This is a genomic window from Streptomyces sp. NPDC023481, assembly GCF_055560195.1.
Window position 1 is genome coordinate 380,403 of the sequence record NZ_JBVHJE010000003.1, and the last position, 16,951, is coordinate 397,353.

The following is a 16,951-nucleotide window of genomic DNA, read 5'->3' on the forward strand; positions in this document are numbered from 1 at the left end:
CGGCGCCGTCGGATCAGCGGCGGCGGCCGATGCGGGATGCGACTCGGGTGAGCCGGAACCAGTAGAAGCCGTGGCCTTGCAGGGTGAGCAGGTAGGGCAGTTCACCGATCGCGGGGAAGCGCACACCGCCGATCAGCTCGACCGGGTGCCGGCCGTCCCAGGCCCGCAGGTCCAGTTCGGTGGGCTGGGCGAAGCGGGAGAAGTTGTTCACGCACAGCACGAGGTCGTCGCCGTACTCGCGCAGGAAGGCCAGGACCGCGGGGTTGGAGGACTGCAGTTCCGTGAACGAGCCGAGACCGAAGGCGGGGTTCTGCTTGCGGATCTCGATCATGCGGCGGGTCCAGTGCAGCAGGCTGGACGGGGAGGACATGGAGGCTTCCACGTTGGTGACCTGGTAGCCGTAGACCGGGTCCATGATCGTCGGCAGGTACAGGCGCCCGGGGTCGCACGTGGAGAAGCCGGCGTTGCGGTCGGGGGTCCACTGCATGGGGGTGCGGACGGCGTCGCGGTCGCCGAGCCAGATGTTGTCGCCCATGCCGATCTCGTCGCCGTAGTAGAGGATCGGCGAGCCGGGCAGGGACAGCAGCAGGGCGGTGAACAGCTCGATCTGGTTGCGGTCGTTGTCGAGCAGGGGCGCGAGGCGGCGCCGGATGCCGATGTTGGCGCGCATCCGGGGGTCCTTGGCGTACTCGGCCCACATGTAGTCGCGTTCCTCGTCGGTGACCATTTCGAGGGTCAGCTCGTCGTGGTTGCGCAGGAAGATGCCCCATTGGCAGTTGGAGGGGATGGCGGGGGTCTTGGCCAGGATCTCGGAGACGGGGTAGCGCGACTCGCGCCGTACGGCCATGAAGATGCGTGGCATGACCGGGAAGTGGAAGGCCATGTGGCACTCGTCGCCGCCGCCCCGGAAGTCGCCGAAGTAGTCGACCACGTCCTCCGGCCACTGGTTGGCCTCCGCCAGCAGCACGGTGTCCGGGTACATCGCGTCGATCTCGCGGCGCACCCGCTTGAGGAAGGCGTGCGTGGCGGGCAGGTTCTCGCAGTTGGTGCCCTCCTCGGCGTAGAGGTAGGGGACCGCGTCCAGGCGGTAGCCGTCGATGCCCAGGTCCAGCCAGAACCGCAGGGCGGCCAGGATCTCCTCCTGGACGGCCGGGTTCTCGTAGTTGAGGTCCGGCTGGTGCGAGAAGAAGCGGTGGAAGAAGTACTGACCGCGCACCGGGTCGAAGGTCCAGTTGGAGGACTCGGTGTCGACGAAGATGATCCGCGCGTCCTCGTACTGCTTGTCGTCGTCGGCCCACATGTAGTAGTCCCCGTACGGGCCGTCGGGGTTCTTGCGGGACTCCTGGAACCACGGGTGCTGGTCGCTGGTGTGGTTCATGACGAAGTCGATGATCACGCGCATGCCGCGCTGGTGGGCGGCGTCCACGAACTCCACGAAGTCGGCGAGGTCGCCGAACTCGGGGAGTACGGCCGTGTAGTCGGAGACGTCGTAGCCGCCGTCCCTGAGCGGCGACTGGAAGAACGGCGGTAGCCACAGGCAGTCCACGCCGAGCCACTGGAGGTAGTCGAGCTTGGCGGTCAGGCCCTTCAGGTCGCCGACGCCGTCACCGTTGCTGTCCTGGAAGGAGCGGACCAGGACCTCGTAGAAGACGGCGCGTTTGAACCACTCCGGGTCCCTGTCCTTGGCGGGAGTGTCCTCGAAGGTGTCCAGTACGGGGTCGTTCACGGTCATGACGCTGCGGGCCCTCCGATCTGGGGCGTCGATCGCCCGACGTGGAGCACGTGCGCCGGCGTCCGGCCGGGCGTGAGGCGCACGTAGTTGGTCCTGCCCCAGTGGTACGTCTCGCCCGTCAGTTCGTCGTTGACGGACAGGGCGGCGTCCCAGTCCAGGCCGAGTTGCGGCATGTCCAACGAGACCGTGGCCTCCTGGGTGTGGTGCGGGTCGAGGTTGACGACCACGACGACCGTGTCCGAACCGGTGCTCTTGCTGTAGGCGAGCACGGCGTCGTTGTCGGTCGGATGGAAACGGAGGTTGCGCAGGCGCTGTAGCGCCGGGTGCTGCCGTCGGATGGTGTTGAGCCGGGTGACGAGCGGTGCGATGGACCGGCCCTCGCGCTCGGCGGCCGCCCAGTCGCGGGACCTGAGCTGGTACTTCTCCGAGTCCAGGTACTCCTCGCCGCCCTCGCGCAGCGGGGTGTTCTCGCACAGTTCGTAGCCGGAGTAGATGCCCCAGGTGGGGGAGAGGGTGGCGGCGAGCACGGCCCGCACCTCGAACGCCGGCCGGCCGCCGTGCTGGAGGTAGGCGTGCAGGATGTCGGGGGTGTTGGCGAAGAAGTTCGGCCGCATGTAGGCCGCCGCCTCACCCGACAGCTCCGTCAGGTACTCGGTCAGCTCCTGCTTGGTGTTGCGCCAGGTGAAATAGGTGTACGACTGCTGGAAGCCGATCTGCGCCAGCGTGTGCAGCAGGGCCGGGCGGGTGAACGCCTCCGCCAGGAAGATCACGTCGGGGTCCTCGCGGTTGATCTCGGCAATGACCCGCTCCCAGAAGACGACCGGCTTGGTGTGCGGGTTGTCCACGCGGAAGATGCGGACACCGTGGCCCATCCAGTGCCGCAGGATCCGCACCGTCTCCGCGACCAGGCCGTCCATGTCGGCGTCGAAGGCGACGGGGTAGATGTCCTGGTACTTCTTCGGCGGGTTCTCGGCGTACGCGATGCTGCCGTCGGGCCGGTGGTGGAACCACTCCGGGTGCTTGTGCACCCAGGGGTGGTCGGGAGAGCACTGCAACGCGAAGTCGAGGGCGACTTCCAGCCCGGCCTTGTCCGCCTCGGCGACGAAGAAGTCGAAGTCCTCGAGGGTGCCGAGGTCGGGGTGGACGGCGTCGTGGCCGCCTTCGGGTGAGCCGATCGCCCAGGGCACGCCGACGTCGTCCGGGCCGGCGGTCAGGGTGTTGTTGGGGCCCTTGCGGAAGGTCGTGCCGATGGGGTGGATCGGCGGCAGGTAGACCACGTCGAAGCCCATGTCCGCGATCGGCTTGAGCCGCCGCGCGGCCGTGCGGAACGTGCCGTGCGGCTGCTCGGCCGTGCCCTCCGAGCGCGGGAAGAACTCGTACCACGAGCCGAACAGGGCGCGTTCGCGCTCCACCAGCAGCGGCATCGGATCCGAGGCGGTGACCAGCTCCCGCAGCGGATACCGGGCCAGCAGCGCCTCCACCTGCGGTGACAGGGCGGCCTTCAGCCGGTGGTGCACCGACAGGGAGTCGTCGCCGAGGGCGTGCGCGGCGGCCAGGACCAGCTGGCGCTCGGGGCCCTTGGGCACACCGGCGGCGGCCCGCTCGTACAACTCGGCGCCCTCCTCCAGCACCAGACCGGTGTCGATCCCGGCCGGCACCTTCACGGACGCGGTGTGCCGCCAGGTGGCCAGCGGATGGCTCCAGGCCTCCACCCGGAAGGTCCAGCGGCCCGTCGAGTCCGGGGTGACCTCGGCGCCCCAGCGGTCGCTCCCCGGGGACAGCTCCCGCATCGGGGTCCACGGGCCGCGGCGGCCCCGGGGATCGCGCAGGACCACGTTCGCGCCGACGGCGTCATGCCCTTCGCGGAACACGGTGGCCGTGACCTCGAACGTCTCCCCGGCCACCGCCTTCGCCGGGCGCCTGCCGCACTCCACGGCCGGCCGGACGTCGCGTACCGGTACACGGCCGATGGCCGGGGTCCTGCGCATGTATCTCACCTCCGCCGTGCGCGGAGCCGGGCACCCGGCCCGGCTCCGCGATCCAGGGATCGGGGCCGACGTGCGCCGGTCCCGAGAGGAACGCCTTGTACGGTGCCAGGTCAGGGGCTTGGCGCCGTGGAACGCCGCTCCGGTGGCGGCGCTCTTCTGGCGGCCCGACGCGGCTGCGGCCGTCCGTCCTGCTCGCGCAGGTAGGTGACCAGGTTCGTGCGGAGATAGCGCTCGGCGGCGTCCGCGGCCTCGCGGGCGCAGCGCTTGCCCATCAGCACGCACAGCGTGTAACCCGAGTCCTCGAAGGTGGCCCGGACCGTGCGGTCGTGGGGCGAGGCGAGCATGACGCGCTCCCACGCCCGGTAACGCCGCAACTGCCGTGCCACTTCGGCCTTGGCGGGTAGCAGCATGGCCCTCATTCACCTTCCACGCTCTCGACTGGGCGCGTTCCCGACGGTCGGGTGGCGTCCGCGCAGGGGAGGGCGCGGCACCGTTACGGCGATCGAGGCTTTCACTTATGGTGCACGCGCGACGACGCAGCGTCTTGTTAGAGCTTCAACCAAGTGGGACGGCGGTGGCTCATGTTGCACGAATGGCGTAGTGCCCTCACCGTGGAGGTGACTCAGAAGCGATCAACGCTCACGCTGGGTGTCCGGGATCCCTCCCGGACGGGCGAGGGGAGCGAGAGCTTCGCCGGTGAGGAGCAAGCGACGATGAAGACCGCAGTGCCCTGCTACTACCACCTCGACGTGGAAGTCAGCCCGGAACGGGTGGGACAGGTCAGCCGCATCCTGGCCGCCCATCTCCGCTACTGGTATCTGGAGAACCTCGTGGATCCCGTCTGCCGCGGCGCCGAACTGCTGCTGCGGGCGATCGACGAGCACGCGAAGGACAAGCACACCTCCATCGAGATGTGGTGGAACGGCCAGCACCTCATCACCGCCTTCGGTGACGACGACCCCGATCTGCGCCCGGACACGGACCTGCGGTCCTGCCTGGCGGACATCGCCGCCATGAGCGACGGCTGGGGCTGCTGCGCCTCGGAGACCGGCAGCAAGATCATCTGGTTCTCGCAGCGCGCCCGGGCCGGACAGCGCGTCCCGCTGGTACCTCTCGCCCCCGACCCCGCGCTGCGGGAAGGGCTCCGGGTGCCACGCGAGGAGGCCGTGGCCGTCCTGGCCGGGCCGGCGGCCGCCGACGCCCCGGAGGGCCGCCGGTGACCGCCCGCAAGTCCCGCACAGGGGTGCCCGTGTGGAGCGGGCACCCCTACCCGTTGGGTGCCGCGTTCGACGGACAGGGCACCAACTTCGCCCTCTTCAGCGAGGTCGCCGAACGCGTCGAACTGATCCTGGCCGACGACTCCGGCAAGCTGACCCCCGTCCGGCTGCACGAGGTCGACGGCTTCGTCTGGCACGCCTACCTGCCCGGCATCGGCCCCGGCCAGCGTTACGGCTACCGGGTTCACGGCCCCTGGCAGCCGTCCTTCGGCAACCGCTGCAACCCGGCCAAGCTGCTGCTCGACCCCTACGCCCGGGCGGTGGACGGCCAGATCGACAACCACGCCTCGCTGTACGAACGCGCCCCGGACGGGCCGGACCCGCAGGACAGCGCCGGGCACTCCATGCTGGGCGTGGTCACCGACCCGTTCTTCGACTGGGGCGACGACCGCCCGCCCCGGACGTCGTACGCGGACTCCGTGATCTACGAGGCCCACGTCCGTGGCCTGACCATGACCCACCCGGACGTCCCCAAGCGGCTGCGCGGCACCTACGCGGGCCTCGCGCACCCCGCCGTCACCGGCCACCTCACCTCGCTCGGTGTGACCGCCGTCGAACTGATGCCGGTGCACCAGTTCGTCCAGGACGGCGTGCTCCAGGACCGGGGCCTGTCCAACTACTGGGGCTACAACACCATCGGCTTCTTCGCCCCGCACAACGCCTACGCCGCCTTCGGCACCCGCGGCCAGCAGGTCAACGAGTTCAAGGCCATGGTGAAGGCGCTGCACGCGGCCGGCCTCGAAGTCATCCTCGACGTGGTCTACAACCACACCGCCGAGGGCAACGAGATGGGCCCCACCCTGTCCTTCCGGGGCATCGACAACGCCTCCTACTACCGCCTGGTCGACGGCGACTGGGCGCACTACTACGACACCACGGGCACCGGCAACTCGCTGCTGATGCGCCACCCCTACGTACTCCAGCTGATCATGGACTCGCTGCGGTACTGGGTCACCGAGATGCACGTCGACGGCTTCCGCTTCGACCTCGCGGCCACCCTGGCCCGGCAGTTCCACGAGGTGGACCGGCTCTCGGCGTTCTTCGACCTGATCCAGCAGGACCCGGTGATCAGCCGCGTCAAGCTCATCGCCGAACCCTGGGACGTGGGGGAGGGCGGCTACCAGGTGGGCAACTTCCCGCCGCTGTGGTCGGAGTGGAACGGCAGGTACCGGGACGCCGTACGGGACTTCTGGCGGGCCGAGCCCGGCTCGCTCGGCGAGTTCGCCTCCCGGCTCACCGGCTCCTCCGACCTCTACCAGCACAGCCGGCGCCGGCCGCGCGCGAGCGTCAACTTCGTCACCGCGCACGACGGGTTCACGCTGCGCGACCTCGTGTCGTACAACGACAAGCACAACGAGGACAACGGCGAGGACAACCGGGACGGCGAGAGCCACAACCGGTCCTGGAACTGCGGGGCCGAGGGCGAGACCGACGACCCGGGCGTCCTGGAACTGCGCGCCCGCCAGCAGCGCAACCTGCTGGCCACGCTGCTGCTCTCGCAGGGCATCCCGATGCTGTGCCACGGCGACGAACTCGGCCGCACCCAGCGCGGCAACAACAACGCCTACTGCCAGGACAACGAGATCTCCTGGGTGGACTGGGACCTCACCGACGCGCAGCGGGGCCTCGCCGACTTCACCCGGCACCTGATCGCGCTGCGCGCCGCGCACCCGGTGCTGCGCCGGCGGCGCTTCTTCCGCGGCGAGACGGCGACCAACGCCGAGCAGCCGCTGCCCGACCTGATGTGGCTCAGGCCCGACGCCCGCGAGATGACCGACCGGGACTGGCAGCGCGACGACGCGCACTCGGTCGGCGTGTTCCTCAACGGCGACGCCATCGCCGAGCGCGATCCCCACGGCGGCCGCATGGTCGACGACTCGTTCCTGCTGCTTGTCAACGGCTACTGGGAGCCGGTCGTCTTCCGCCTGCCCGACGGCTCCTTCGGGGAACGCTGGACCACCCTGATCGACACCGCCGACTCCGACGGCATCCCCGACGAACGCGAACACAAGGCGGGCACCAGGCTCCGCGTGGAGGCACGCAGCATGGTGCTGCTGTCACGTCCGTCGCGCGCCGGCAGCTGACCCGCCCGGCCGACGGGACGGCCACGCACGACCGCCCCCTCGGCTCAGCGGGCGCCCCGGGACGTCACCGTGAACTGGGCGCCGTCGGCGTCGCGCAGGATCGCCTCGGTCTCGTCCTCCCGCAGCACGCTCCCGCCGTGCTTCTCCGCCGCGCGGGCGCAGCCGGGCACGTCGGCCACCGAGAAGTGGATCTGCCAGTGCGGCCGTACCGACGGGTCCGGGGCCGCCTCCACCGCGCCCGAGTCGATACGCGCCACGACGTCACCGCGGCTGCGCAGCACCACCTCGCCGCCCTCGTACTCCACCTCGCAGCAGCCCGGGAGCCCGCTCGCCCAGTCCAGGACCTCGCCGTAGAAGATCGCGGCGTCGAAGGCGTCCCGGGTGTGCAGCCGGACGAAAGTCGGCGCCGCCTGCCGCCACGCCTCCCAGTTGGTGACCAGCTCGCCCTGCCAGATCCCGAAGGTGGCCCCGTCCCGGTCGGCGAGCAGAGCGGCCCGGCCGGGCGGGAAGGACAGCGGCCCCACCGCCGAGGTACCGCCCCGCTCCCGGACCCGGGCCACGGCGACGTCCGCGTCCGGCACGGCGAAGTAGGGCGTCCAGGCCACCGCCATCTGCCACATGGAGGCGACGGCGGCGATTCCCGCCACCGGGACCCCGTTCGCCAGGGCGATGCGGAAGTGCTCGCCCAGCTTGGCACCGCGCCAGCGCCAGCCCAGGACGGCGGCGTAGAAGTCCTGGGTGGCCTGGAGATCGCGGCTGGTCAGGCTCACCCAGCACGGCGCGCCGAAGACGGAGTGGGTGGAGAGGACTTCTTTTCTGCGTGGTCCGGCGCCGGCGGGGGTGTCGTGTGTCATGGCAGTCGCGTCCTGCTCTCGGGGGCCGGGCGGCCACCGGTATGACACCAGTGTCCAACCGGAACGGGGTGGGATGCCTCCCGTGTACCCCGGGTGGCGGCTGTCCAGGCCCCTGCGCAGGATGGAGGGATGGGAGACAGCGAGCCGGACCGGGTGGCCGCGCTGCAAGCGGAAGTCCACCAGCTGAAGGAGGCCATGGCCTCGCACGCGGTCGTGGACCAGGCGATCGGCATGATGGTGGCCCTCGGCCGCATCACCCCGGACCTGGGCTGGCAGGTGCTGAAGGACGTCTCCCAGCACACCAACATCAAGCTGCGCAACATCGCGGAGCTGATCCTGATCTGGGGGCGGCGCGGCGACATCCCGCCCGACGTCCGCGCCGAGCTGGAGGACGCGCTGGACCGGTACGGCCCCACCCAGGTGCCGGGCTCCGAGGAGAACTAGCCCCGGCTCGGCGGGACAGCCCTCAGCGGGCGCGGCGAGAGCCTCAGCGGACGCGGGCCTCGGCGAGCAGCTCCTCGCGCAGCCGGTCGAAGCAGCCGCTCAGCAGCCGGGAGACGTGCATCTGCGAGATTCCGAGCTGCTCGGCGATTCGGCTCTGCGTCATCCCGCCGAAGAACCGCAGGTAGAGGATGGTGCGCTCGCGCTCCGGCAGGGCCGCGAGGCACGGCTTGACCGCCGCCCGGTCCACGACGAGGTCGAACCCCGGATCCGGTTCGCCCAGGGAGTCACCGAGCGCGTACCCGTCGGTGCCGGCCACCTCCGCGTCCAGGGACAGCGCGGAGAAGCACCCCAGCGCCTCCATGCCGGTGCGTACCTCGTCCTCGCTCAGCCGGGTGTGCGCGGCGATCTCGGCGACGGTGGGGGCCCGGCCCGGCGTGGTCTGCGCCAGCTCCTTCGTGGCCGTGCGGACCCGGTTGCGCAGGTCCTGGACCCGGCGCGGCACGTGCAGGGTCCACATGTGATCCCGGAAGTGGCGCTTGATCTCGCCGGTGATGGTGGGCACGGCGTACGCCTCGAAGGCCCGGCCGCGGTCCGGGTCGTAGTGGTCGACGGCCTTGACCAGGCCCAGGGCGGCCACCTGGTACAGGTCCTCCAGGGCCTCGCCGCGGCCGCGGAACCGTACGGCGATCCGCTCGGCCATCGGCAGCCAGAGCCGGACCAGCTCGTCCCTGAGCGCCTGGCGCTCGGGTCCGTCGGGCAGCCCGGCGAGGCGCGCGAAGGCGGCTGTCGTGTTCGGGGCGTCGTCGTGGGGATGGGGCTTCGTGCTGCTGGTGACACGCATCGGGCGCACCTCTCTCAGCAGGTGCCGGATGGACAGACACCGTGGGAGGTGCGCTCGGACCATGAGGTGGACACCGGGGCGTCGGCAGGGGCCGCCTCCCACGGACGTGCCTCCTGGCCGAAGCACTGTTGTGCCCCTTCCCGCTGACGGACATCACAAAACAAATGCGGACGAAAGGGCGCCGATCCATGGTGTTCTTGACCGCCCTTTGAGAAGCGGTACCTCTGTAACAGAGGTAATCTTCAGGAGTGGAGACCGACACCTTTCCGGAGCAACTGGCGGACGCGCTCGTGGGCGTCCAGCGGCTGATCCGGCGCAGGCTGCGCGGCGGGGTCAGCGGGCCCCGGCTGCGCGGTGCGGAGGTCGAACTGCTCCGGCTGGTCGAGGCGCGGCCCGGCGTCGGTGTGTCGGAGGCGGCCAGGAGGCTGCACCTGGCCGGCAACTCCGTGTCGACCCTGGTCAACCAGCTCGTCCGGGACGGCTATCTGGTCCGTGAGCCCGACCCGGCCGACCGGCGTGCCGTCCGGCTGCTGCTGACCGGCGCCGCCGAGCAGCGGCTCGCTGACTGGCGGCGCCGCCGGACCGAACTGGTCGGCCGGCACGTCTCCCGGCTCGGCGAGGCCGACCGGGAGGCCCTGCGCGCGGCCCTGCCGGCCCTGCGCCGGCTGGCCGCCACGCTGCACGAGGAGACCGAGGAGACGCAGGCAGCGCCAGGGAGAGCGAGGAACCATGACGACCGACACTCCTGACCACCCCGAGCCCTCCCGCACCCCCGATACCGCCGGTGCGCGTGACGCCGTGGTCTGTGACCGGCTCGCGTACTCCTTCGGGGACACCCGGGCCGTCGACGGGCTCGACCTCGCGGTGCGCGAGGGGGAGGTGTTCGGGCTGCTCGGGCCCAACGGGGCCGGGAAGACGACCGCCATCCGGTGCATCACCACCCTGCTGCCGGTCACGGCCGGGACCGTGCGGGTCTTCGGGCACGACGCCGCCCGGGAACGCATGGCGGTGCGCCGCCTGCTCGGGTACGTCCCGCAGCAGCTGTCCGCCGACAGCGGGCTCACCGGCCGGGAGAACGTCGCCCTGTTCGCCCGCGTCTTCGACGTGCCCCGCCGCGAGCGGGCCGCACGCGTCGGCCAGGCCCTGGCCGCCGTCGGCCTCGCCGACGCCGCCGACCGGCTGGCCGGCACCTACTCCGGCGGCATGGTCCGCCGCCTGGAACTCGCCCAGGCCCTGGTCAGCGCGCCCCGGCTGCTGATCCTGGACGAGCCCACCATCGGCCTCGACCCGATCGCCCGCACCGGCGTCTGGGAGCACATCAACGCCGTACGCGCCGCCACCGGCATGACCGTACTGGTCACCACGCACTACATGGACGAGGCCGACCAGTACTGCGACCGGGTCGGCCTGATGCACCGCGGCCGGGTCCGCGCCCTCGGCACCCCTGCCGCGCTGCGCCGGGACCTCGCCGAACGGCACGGCGCCGACCGGCTGCCCACGCTGGAGGACGTCTTCCGGGACGTCGCCGGCAGCGAGCTCGACGACCGCACCGCAGGAGGTTTCCGCGATGTCCGAAGCACCCGCCGCACCGCACGCCGCGTCGGCTGACAGCGCCCCCGCACCGGACACCACCCTGCTGCTCACCCCGCCCGTGCCGCGCGCGGGCTGGCGGCTGCTGCCCGCCCGGGTGGCCGCCATGTGCGCCGTGGAGCTGCAGAAACTGCGCCACGACCGGACCGAGCTGTACACCCGCGCGGTCCAGCCCGCCCTGTGGCTGCTGATCTTCGGCCAGACCTTCACCCGGATCCGGGCGATACCCACCGGCGGGGTCCCCTACCTCGACTACCTGGCGCCCGGCATCATCGCCCAGTCCGCGATGTTCATCGCGATCTTCTACGGCATCCAGATCATCTGGGAGCGGGACGCGGGCATCCTGAACAAGCTGCTCGTCACCCCGACCCCACGCGCGGCCCTGATCACCGGCAAGGCGTTCGCGGCCGGAGTGAAGTCGCTGGTCCAGGCCATCGTCGTGGTCGTGATCGCCGCGCTCCTCGGCGTCTCCCTGACCTGGAACCCGCTCAGGCTGCTCGGCGTCGCCCTCGCCGTGGTCCTCGCCTCCGTGTTCTTCTCCTGCCTGTCCATGACCATCGCCGGCATCGTGCTCAGCCGCGACCGGCTGATGGGCATCGGACAGGCGATCACCATGCCGCTGTTCTTCGGCTCCAACGCCCTCTACCCGGTCGCCGTGATGCCGGGCTGGCTGCAGGCCGTCAGCAAGGTCAATCCGCTCAGCTACCAGGTCGACGCCCTGCGCGGCCTGTTGCTCGGCACGCCCGCGCATCTCGCCGCCGACTTCGGCGTGCTGGCCGTCGCCGCCGCCCTCGGTGTCACGGCGGCCTCCGCGCTGCTCGGCCGGCTGGCCCGCTGATCGAGCTCCGGACGTGATGTGCCACACGCGCCCGGCACCCGCCCGAGGGCGCCGCGAACGAGTTCTTCCTGCGCAGCGCTTGATCACGGATCAGAGAGGGTGAATTCCCTGGCCACAGCGCTTTCCGCGCATTTGACAGTGCGCTCGGCCCACAGATAGACAGCAGCTCTCGAAGGTCGAGAGGGGCACTGTGTACGAGCCGAACGTGGTCGGGGACTGGCAGGAGTACGAGGAGCATGCCGGTCTGCGGGTCCGCGTCCACCGCCTGGAGGCGGCCGAGCCGCCGCGCGGCCGGGACGACGCCGCGGCCGGGCTGACGTACTTCAGTGTCCGGGTGACCGTCGAGAACCGCGGCGCGCGCCACTACGGCATCCAGCTGGAGGACGGCCAGATCGACGTCCGGGTCGGCCAGGACGGCGAGGGCGCCTTCATCGACTGGCGCAACTCCCAGTTCATCGAGGGCTTCGACGTCTACCCGCTTCGCCGGGCCACCGCGGTCCTCTACGCCGCCGCGCCCGAGGCCGCCCTCACCCACGTGGACGTGCAGGTGCAGCTGCGGGTGGACGAGGAGTGGACCGACCGCCGGCTCTGGGCGGGCGGCATCGGTGCCGTGGAGTCCACCGCGACGTCCGCGCCCGCGGGCACCGGGCAGTGCAGCCTGGCCCACCAGGTCAGCGCCTTCCTCAGGGACCAGACGGAGCCCGGCTCCGGCTGACCCGGCGGCGGCCGCCCGCCGCCCGGCGTCTCAGTGCGGGATGCCGTCGATGATCTCGCGCGCGCCCTGCCGCAGCAGCGCCACCGCGACCGACGTGCCGAGCGTGGCCGGATCCAGCGGGCCCGCCCACTCGTGGGCGTTCAGCCGGGTCTTGCCGTCCGGGGTGAACACACAGGCCCGCAGGGAGAGTTCACCGCTGCGGTCCACGCGCGCGTACCCGGCGATGGGGCTGTTGCAGTGGCCCTGCAGCACATGCAGGAACATCCGCTCGGCCGTCGCCTCCCGGTGGGTGGCGGGGTCGCCGAGTCCGCTGACCGCGTCGATCAGGGCGGTGTCGTCCTCCCGGCACTGCAGGGCGAGGATGCCCGCGCCGATCGGCGGCATCATCACCTCCGGTGACAGCACCTCGCTGATCACGTCCGTCCGGCCGATGCGCTCCAGACCGGACACCGCCAGCAGCAGCGCGTCCGCCTCGCCGGCGGCCAGCTTCTCCAGCCGGCGGTTGGCGTTGCCACGGAACGGCACGCACTCCAGATGCGGGTGGGTGGCGGCCAGTTGGGCGATCCGGCGCACCGAGGAGGTGCCGATCCGGGTGCCGTCCGGCAGTTCGTCCAGGGTGCGGCCGCCCGGGTGCACCAGCGCGTCCCGGATGTCGTCGCGCCTGAGGAACGCGGCGAACACCGTCCCGGCCGGCAGCGGCCGGTCGGCGGGCACGTCCTTGACGCAGTGCACCGCGAGATCCGCCTCGCCGGCCAGCAGGGCCGCGTCGACCTCCTTGGTGAACGCCCCCTTGCCCTCGACCTGGGACAGATCGCCGAGCCACTTGTCGCCGGTGGTCTTCACCTGGACGACCTCGGTGCGCACACCCGGGTGCAGTACCGCCAACTCGGCGCGGACCCGCTCCACTTGGGCCAGGGCCATGGGCGAGTCACGGGAGACGATTCGGATCAGTTCGGGAACCGGCATGGGCACACGATAGACCCACGCGCCTCACCCCGCGTCCTCGGGCAGGTCCGCCGCGGACTCCTCCGCAGCGAGGTCCGGGCGCAGCCGCAGCCAGGACGGCTGGCGCAGCATCCCGTCCCGGGTCCGGGTGCTGTAGCGGACCTCGCCCACCAGCCGGGGCAGCACCCAGCGGGCGCCCGGCACGCGCGGCGCCGGGGCGAAGGGGCACCGGTCGCTCGCCGCGTCCCGCAGCAGTTCCGCCAGTCGCACGCGCTCGGCCTCGCTCCAGCCGGTGCCCACTCCGCCGACGTACCGCAGCCGGCCGCCCGCGTCCCGCTGACCGACCAGCACCGCACCCGGCAGCCCGGTGAGCCGCCCCTTGCCGGGCAGCCAGCCGCCGACGATCACGTCCTCGGCACGCATGTTCCGGATCTTGATCCAGGAACGGGAGCGCACCCCGGGCTCGTACACCGAGTCCAGCCGCTTGCACACCAGGCCCTCCAGGCCGTGTTCCCGGGTGGCGCGCAGCGCCTCGGCACCGTGCCCGGTCACGGCGGCCGGCGTCGACCAGTACGGCCCGGCCAGCCCCAGCTCCTCCAGCCGTGCCCGCCGCCGCGTGTACGGCTGCCGTACCAGCGGTTCCTCCAGGAACGGCACGTCGAACAGCACCAGGTGCACCGGCACCACGGCGGCCCGGCGCGCCGCCCGCGCGGGTGCGTGCGCGAGGCCCATCCGGCTCTGCAGCAGCTGGAAGTCGGCCCTCCCGCGCTCGTCCAGGGCCAGCACCTCGCCGTCCAGTACGGCGGACGTGGTGCCCAGCACCCCACCGAGCGGCCGGAGTTCGGGATAGGCCGCGGTGATGTCCTCGCCCGAGCGGGCGCGCAGCAGCACACCGCCGTCGCCGGGCAGGTAGACCATCACCCGCTGGCCGTCCTGCTTGGTCTCGTACGCCCACCGCGCGTCCTGGACGGCCGGCGGCAGCTTCCCGGGGGTGGCGAGCATCGGCGGGATGAACGGCAGCGTCACGGCGGTCACGGCAGAAGGTCTCGACCGCCCCCGGCACCCGCACGCCCCTTTCCCCACGGGTTCCCCTGAACGGGCCCGCGGTCACCCCTGTCCGCACGGCGGTTCGGGTACGACACCCCGCGCCGGCGCCGGGACCGGTTCGCCGGACCACGCCGTCCCGGAGCGGTGGCGCGCATCGCCGGCCTCGGCAGACCCCCCGGTACGCCCGTTTCCGCCCCCAGGTCATGACCGACCAGGGCGTGCATCAGGGGCTGCGAGGGGTTCGCACCCAGCCCAGGGACCGCTCCACCGCTCGTTGCCAGTTCTCGTACTCCGCCTGGCGGCGTTCGGGCTCCATGGCGGGGAGCCACTGCGCGGCCCGGTGCCAGTTGCGGCGCAGTACCTCCAGGCCGGGCCAGTAGCCGGCGGCGAGCCCGGCCGCGTAGGCCGCCCCGAGGGAGACGGTCTCGGCGACCATGGGCCGTACCACCGGCACGTCGAGCACGTCGGCCACGAACTGCATGAGCAGGTTGTCCGCGGTCATGCCCCCGTCCACCTTCAGCTGCTGCAGGGAGACGGCGGAGTCGGCGTTCATGGCGTCCACGACCTCCCGGGTCTGCCAGCCCGTGGCCTCCAGGACGGCACGCGCCAGGTGCCCCTTGGTGATGTACGAGGTGAGGCCGACGATCACCCCGCGCGCGTCGCTGCGCCAGCGGGGCGCGAACAGCCCCGAGAAGGCGGGGACGATGTAGCAGCCGCCGTTGTCCTCCACCGTCCGCGCGAGGGTCTCGATCTCCGGTGCGCTGCTGATCAGGCCCAGGCGGTCCCGGAACCACTGGACGAGGGCGCCGGTGATGGCGATCGACCCCTCCAGGGCGTACACCGGCGGCTGGTCCCCGATCTGGTAGGCGACGGTCGTGAGCAGGCCGTGCCGGGACCGCACGGGCTCGGCGCCGGTGTTGAGCAGCAGGAAGCTGCCCGTGCCGTAGGTGCACTTGGCCTCGCCGGGGGAGAAGCAGGTCTGGCCGAACAGGGCGGCCTGCTGGTCGCCGAGGGCGGCCGTGATGGAGACGCCCGGCAGCAGCGAGCGGGCCTCGCCGTACGGCTCGGCGGACGACCTGATCTCCGGCAGCATCGAGCGGGGCACCCCGAAGAAGTCCACCAGCTCGTCGTCCCAGCTCAGCGAACGGATGTTCATCAGCATCGTGCGGCTGGCGTTGGTGGCGTCGGTGATGTGCAGGCCGCCGTCGGTGCCCCCGGTGAGGTTCCAGATCAGCCAGCTCTCCATCGTCCCGAACAGCACCTCGCCGTCCCGGGCGCGCTGCTCGATCCCCTTGACGTGGTCGAACAGCCACCGGATCCGCAGTGCCGAGAAGTAGGTCGAGGGTGGCAGCGCGCACCGGTCCAGGAAGAAGTCCTCCCCCGGGTGCGCCGTCAGTTCCTCCACGAGCGGCGCCGTACGGGTGTCCTGCCAGACGATGGCCCGGCCCAGCGGGGCGCCGGTCCGCCGGTCCCACAGCACCGTCGTCTCGCGCTGGTTGGCCACCCCGATGGCGGCGACCTGCTCCCGCCCGACGCGGGCCTCGGACAGCGCTTCGGGCACCACGCGCCGCAGGTTCTGCCAGATCTCGGCGGCGTCGTGCTCGACCCATCCCGGCCGGGGGAAGTGCTGCTGGTGTTCCTTCTGCGCGACCGAGACCAGCCGCCCGCGGTGGTCGAAGAGGATGCAGCGGGTCGAGTTGGTGCCCTGGTCGATGGACATCACGTACCGTTCGGCCATGATCGGGTCTGCCTTCCGACGGAGCGAGGGGCGGCTTTCCTGGGCTACCAGCGGGCGGCTCCCAGGTCTCTGGAGATCGCCCGCGCGGCCTCGCGGATCAGGGTGATCAGGCCGGGGCGGGGCCGGCCCTGGCTGTCACAGATCCGCTCGACCGCCCCGGACAGTCCGATGGCGCCGACGACCAGCCCGCCGTGCCCCCGGATCGGCGCGGCGAGCCCGGCCTCGCCCATGCTCATCTCCTGGCTCTCCACGGCCCAGCCGACCTCCCTGACCTCGGCGAGCGCCCGGTTGAGCCGCTCGGGGTCGACCAGGGTGTGCCGGGTGTACGCCTCCAGCTCCGGCTCCCGGCCCGGCTCGACGGCCGCGGTCCCGAAGGCCAGCAGGACCTTGCCGAGCGAGGAGGCGTGCAGCGGCAGGAGCGCGCCCACGTCCAGCGTCTGGAAAGTGTCGTCCGGCCGGAACACGTGGTGGACGATGAGCACCTGGCCCTCCAGCGGGGTGCCCAGGCGCACCGCCTCCCCGCTGCGGGCGGCCAGCGCGTCCGCCCAGTTCAGGGAGCGCGAGCGGAGTTCGTTGACGTCCAGGTAACTGGTGCCGAGGTGCAGCAGGGCGGCGCCGAGCTGGTACTTCCCGGTGGCCGCGTCCTGCTCCACGAAGTCCACGTGCTGGAGCGTGCGCAGGATGCCGTGGGCGGTGCCCTTCGCCAGGCCGAGCGACGCCGCCACCTCGCCGAGACCGAGTCGGCGGGGGCCTCCGGCGAGCAGACGCAGAATCGCCGCCGCCCGTTCGATCGACTGGACTGGGCCGGCCATGAGCCGAGCCTATTACCGCCGCCGACGCTTCGCCGCGCGGGCGGTG

General features: G+C 71.7%; 16 protein-coding genes. 7 read left to right on the forward strand and 9 right to left on the reverse strand.

The window, feature by feature from the left end; all coding sequences use genetic code 11:
* Positions 1-13: 13 nt before the first annotated feature.
* The 3 genes from treS to ACZ3ZD_RS09240 all read right to left on the reverse strand — a co-directional run bounded on the left by treS (position 14) and on the right by ACZ3ZD_RS09240 (position 4,130).
* Positions 14-1,732, reverse strand: coding sequence for a maltose alpha-D-glucosyltransferase (treS, locus tag ACZ3ZD_RS09230; RefSeq protein WP_467395127.1), 1,719 nt, complete (start codon positions 1,730-1,732; stop codon positions 14-16).
* Positions 1,729-3,720: an alpha-1,4-glucan--maltose-1-phosphate maltosyltransferase gene (locus ACZ3ZD_RS09235; RefSeq protein ID WP_467395128.1), complete on the reverse strand. Its 1,992-nt coding sequence runs from the start codon at positions 3,718-3,720 to the stop codon at positions 1,729-1,731. The genes treS and ACZ3ZD_RS09235 overlap by 4 nt, the downstream gene beginning before the upstream one ends.
* A 110-nt stretch (positions 3,721-3,830) precedes the next feature.
* The gene (locus ACZ3ZD_RS09240; RefSeq protein WP_030641557.1) at positions 3,831-4,130 is read right to left on the reverse strand and encodes a DUF5133 domain-containing protein; all 300 of its coding nucleotides are present in this window, start codon (positions 4,128-4,130) and stop codon (positions 3,831-3,833) included.
* A 303-nt stretch (positions 4,131-4,433) separates the two neighbouring features.
* Here ACZ3ZD_RS09240 and ACZ3ZD_RS09245 point away from each other — a divergent pair, with 303 nt between their 5' ends.
* Together ACZ3ZD_RS09245 and glgX are read left to right on the forward strand one after the other, a co-directional pair.
* Positions 4,434-4,940 (forward strand): pep a2, encoded by a 507-nt coding sequence (locus ACZ3ZD_RS09245; protein WP_467395129.1) that lies wholly within the window; start codon positions 4,434-4,436, stop codon positions 4,938-4,940.
* Positions 4,937-7,081 carry a glycogen debranching protein GlgX gene (gene glgX / locus ACZ3ZD_RS09250; RefSeq protein WP_467395130.1) on the forward strand — a complete coding sequence of 715 codons (2,145 nt, stop codon included), beginning with the start codon at positions 4,937-4,939 and terminating at the stop codon, positions 7,079-7,081. The genes ACZ3ZD_RS09245 and glgX overlap by 4 nt, the downstream gene beginning before the upstream one ends.
* Before the next feature lie 44 nt (positions 7,082-7,125).
* On the opposite strand, the gene ACZ3ZD_RS09255 is transcribed toward glgX, so the two are convergent.
* Positions 7,126-7,935, reverse strand: coding sequence for a VOC family protein (locus ACZ3ZD_RS09255; RefSeq protein ID WP_467395131.1), 810 nt, complete (start codon positions 7,933-7,935; stop codon positions 7,126-7,128).
* Positions 7,936-8,064: 129 nt separating this feature from the next.
* Between ACZ3ZD_RS09255 and ACZ3ZD_RS09260 the strand changes: the two genes are divergently transcribed.
* The gene (locus ACZ3ZD_RS09260; RefSeq protein ID WP_467395132.1) at positions 8,065-8,379 is read left to right on the forward strand and encodes an ANTAR domain-containing protein; all 315 of its coding nucleotides are present in this window, start codon (positions 8,065-8,067) and stop codon (positions 8,377-8,379) included.
* A gap of 43 nt (positions 8,380-8,422) precedes the next feature.
* Here ACZ3ZD_RS09260 and ACZ3ZD_RS09265 read toward each other — a convergent pair whose 3' ends face one another.
* Complete coding sequence (locus ACZ3ZD_RS09265; protein WP_467395133.1) at positions 8,423-9,220, reverse strand: RNA polymerase sigma factor SigF; 798 nt, start codon at positions 9,218-9,220, stop codon at positions 8,423-8,425.
* A gap of 248 nt (positions 9,221-9,468) precedes the next feature.
* Here ACZ3ZD_RS09265 and ACZ3ZD_RS09270 point away from each other — a divergent pair, with 248 nt between their 5' ends.
* The 4 genes from ACZ3ZD_RS09270 to ACZ3ZD_RS09285 all read left to right on the forward strand — a co-directional run bounded on the left by ACZ3ZD_RS09270 (position 9,469) and on the right by ACZ3ZD_RS09285 (position 12,363).
* Entirely contained in the window at positions 9,469-9,969 is a 501-nt protein-coding gene (locus ACZ3ZD_RS09270) for a MarR family winged helix-turn-helix transcriptional regulator (RefSeq protein ID WP_467395134.1), read from the forward strand.
* On the forward strand, positions 9,950-10,828 hold the full coding sequence (locus tag ACZ3ZD_RS09275; protein ID WP_467395135.1) for an ABC transporter ATP-binding protein: 879 nt from the start codon (positions 9,950-9,952) through the stop codon (positions 10,826-10,828). Before ACZ3ZD_RS09270 ends, ACZ3ZD_RS09275 begins: the two co-directional genes overlap by 20 nt.
* Entirely contained in the window at positions 10,788-11,648 is an 861-nt protein-coding gene (locus ACZ3ZD_RS09280) for an ABC transporter permease (protein WP_467395136.1), read from the forward strand. Before ACZ3ZD_RS09275 ends, ACZ3ZD_RS09280 begins: the two co-directional genes overlap by 41 nt.
* Positions 11,649-11,838: 190 nt before the next feature.
* Positions 11,839-12,363, forward strand: coding sequence for a hypothetical protein (locus tag ACZ3ZD_RS09285; protein WP_467395137.1), 525 nt, complete (start codon positions 11,839-11,841; stop codon positions 12,361-12,363).
* A gap of 30 nt (positions 12,364-12,393) precedes the next feature.
* On the opposite strand, the gene hemC is transcribed toward ACZ3ZD_RS09285, so the two are convergent.
* The 4 genes from hemC to ACZ3ZD_RS09305 all read right to left on the reverse strand — a co-directional run bounded on the left by hemC (position 12,394) and on the right by ACZ3ZD_RS09305 (position 16,905).
* Positions 12,394-13,335, reverse strand: coding sequence for a hydroxymethylbilane synthase (gene hemC, locus ACZ3ZD_RS09290; protein WP_467395138.1), 942 nt, complete (start codon positions 13,333-13,335; stop codon positions 12,394-12,396).
* 18 nt (positions 13,336-13,353) lie between these two features.
* A complete protein-coding gene (locus tag ACZ3ZD_RS09295) occupies positions 13,354-14,334 on the reverse strand; it encodes an ATP-dependent DNA ligase (protein WP_467395329.1) in 981 nt (326 codons plus the stop codon).
* A 244-nt stretch (positions 14,335-14,578) separates the two neighbouring features.
* On the reverse strand, positions 14,579-16,093 hold the full coding sequence (gene glpK, locus ACZ3ZD_RS09300; RefSeq protein WP_467395139.1) for a glycerol kinase GlpK: 1,515 nt from the start codon (positions 16,091-16,093) through the stop codon (positions 14,579-14,581).
* A 44-nt stretch (positions 16,094-16,137) separates the two neighbouring features.
* Positions 16,138-16,905 carry an IclR family transcriptional regulator gene (locus ACZ3ZD_RS09305; protein ID WP_467395140.1) on the reverse strand — a complete coding sequence of 256 codons (768 nt, stop codon included), beginning with the start codon at positions 16,903-16,905 and terminating at the stop codon, positions 16,138-16,140.
* Positions 16,906-16,951: the final 46 nt, after the last annotated feature.